This is a genomic window from Stieleria sp. (assembly GCF_041595215.1).
In the GTDB taxonomy this organism is placed as follows: Bacteria; Planctomycetota; Planctomycetia; order Pirellulales; family Pirellulaceae; genus Stieleria; species Stieleria magnilauensis.
On the sequence record NZ_JBFHKV010001279.1, the window covers coordinates 1 to 2,179 of the forward strand.

The 2,179-nt window shown below is 57.9% G+C and carries 2 protein-coding genes; one reads left to right on the forward strand and one right to left on the reverse strand.

Going from position 1 to position 2,179, the window contains the following annotated elements; all coding sequences use genetic code 11:
* Nucleotides 1-114: 114 nt before the first annotated feature.
* The gene (locus ABX749_RS30525) at nt 115-693 is read right to left on the reverse strand and encodes a hypothetical protein (RefSeq protein ID WP_145213528.1); all 579 of its coding nucleotides are present in this window, start codon (nt 691-693) and stop codon (nt 115-117) included.
* A 387-nt stretch (nt 694-1,080) separates the two neighbouring features.
* Here ABX749_RS30525 and ABX749_RS30530 point away from each other — a divergent pair.
* The coding region (locus ABX749_RS30530) for a S8 family serine peptidase (protein ID WP_372899360.1) at nt 1,081-2,179 on the forward strand (1,099 nt) is incomplete at its 3' end.

Below are 2,179 nucleotides of genomic sequence, written 5' to 3' on the forward strand. Positions count from 1 at the left end.
AAAAAAATAGCACGGTCGCTTTCACGACCGTGCTATCGGTAGATTTGCATCACGTTTCATCCGGTCGGCACCTACAGTGCGCGACTAGACTTCAACGCAACCAGCAATCGGTGCTCAGTTGAGCATCTTGTTGACGACTTTCATGACACCGGCAACGTTGACCTTTTCGGCCGTGTTGAACTTGCGTGCCGCAACCACTTTGCTGTCGTTGGCCAAGACAACCGTGATCGCCGCCTTTTCGTCGATCTTGTAGTTACTCGGTCCGGTCACGTTGTCTTTGGCGATCACGACGGGAACGGAGGTGGCACCGGAAGTCTGTGCGACTTTGGCGGCGGTTTCCTTCAGCGCCGAGGCGTCTTCGCCCATCAACGTGACAAAGCCTTTCAGTTCGGCGTCTTCGTTCGCTTTGACGGCCGCATCAATTTCCTTGACCAATTCGTTGAGCTTGCCACCGGTGTCACGTGCGAACACCATCACCATCGGGCGTGAACCATACTTGCAGCGATAGCAAAGCTGCTCACCTTGTTCGACACCGTCATCCTCGGCACCGGCAACTTTGGTGACGTAGAACGCGCCGATCGAATCGCCGGCCTTCAAACCTTTCGCAGCTTTCTTCTTCGTCTGCTCCTCAGCCGAAACCACCGAGCAAACCAGCAAACCAAAGACAGCCAAAGGCAACATCAAACGAGACATACGTTGAATCTCCAACAGGAAGGGAGGCAAAAAAGGGGGGGACGTTTTCTCTTTCAGTGAGAGGGGTCCCTCGAGACCGCTCTCACGGAAATGGGCAGAGCATCTTACCATCCGCCAGCACGATCCGCATAATCGCCCCCCAAAATCAGAAAAAAAGTGGAGATTCGGGATAGGGGTCGGTCGCCGGCACTTCGACGGCACGCCACAGCGGCAGAGTCTCCCCTCTTCTCTCTCACACGCAAAGTGTCAACTCCCGCGATCTTGAATCGGTCAACCGGCCCCATCGCGGATTTACAGACCGGTACAATCGACGCCTGTTCAGTTTTGTTCTTCTCCCACGGGCCGCTTCACGGACGAATGCCAGGTGTTTTGTCACGGCCAAGGCAAATGACTCGACCGATCCAGATCCGCTCTCGCTCGTCCATCCGTTCCTCTTCTCGACGACACCATCGGGCCGTCGCCGGTCGTCCCCTGCGGCTGGAAGCATTGGAACGGCGCTGCCTGCTTGCCGCACAACTTTCCGTTGACACACCATCGGATCGTGACGGAGATTCCCCCGGGGCGGTGTGGACCGCGTTTGACGACAACGATGCGCCGCGACGCGATGCGCCGCAACACGATGCGCCGGAAAGCGATGCTGGCGAAATTCTCTGGGACGGCAACGTCGCCAAGGTCGTGCAAGGCCAATGGATTGTGCACCTGGACCGCCCCGCGGCCCCGCCAGACCCAGACGGGCAATCGATCGATCCGTCGGCCGACTCGCGATCGCACAATCCCTTTGACCTCTATGACACCCGCGGTGCGAGCGACCTGGCCCGCCGATTGCTCGCGCGGCGCAACCCGATACGGCGGATCGCACAGACCGACAACACCGATCAGTGGGTGTATGCGTTTGAAGACGTGATCATGACCAGGGCGATGCTGGACGCGTTTTCGCAAATCCCGGAAGTCCTCAGTGTCGAACCCAATTATGCCGTCGAACTTGATTTGACTCCCAACGACCCTTCGTTCCATTCACTGTGGGGATTGAACAACGGCTCCGACGTGGACATCGATGCCCCCGAAGCCTGGGAGTTGACGACCGGATCCGGCAGTCTGGTCGTCGGTGTCATCGATACCGGCGTCGATTACACGCACCCCGACCTTCGGAACAACATGTGGGTCAATCCGATCGAATGTCCGGCGGGCAATGGGACGTGCGTGGAAGACGGCATCGACAATGACAACAACGGCTATATCGATGACATCTATGGCTGGGACTTTTACAACGATGACAACGATCCGTTTGATGATCACAGCCATGGGACGCACGTCGCCGGGACGATTGCCGCGGTCGGCAATAACGCCGAAGGCGTCGTCGGGGTCAACTGGAACGCCAAAATCATGGCGCTCAAGTTTATCGGTCGCGGCGGAACGGGGCGGACGTCGGGGGCCGTCGAAGCGATTCAATACGCCAACATGATGAAACGCGACTACGGAGTCGACA

Coding starts and splice junctions, on each gene's coding strand:
- ABX749_RS30525 (WP_145213528.1), bottom strand. CDS start 693: ATGTCTCGTTTGATGTTGCCTTTGGCTGTCTTTGGTTTGCTGGTTTGC.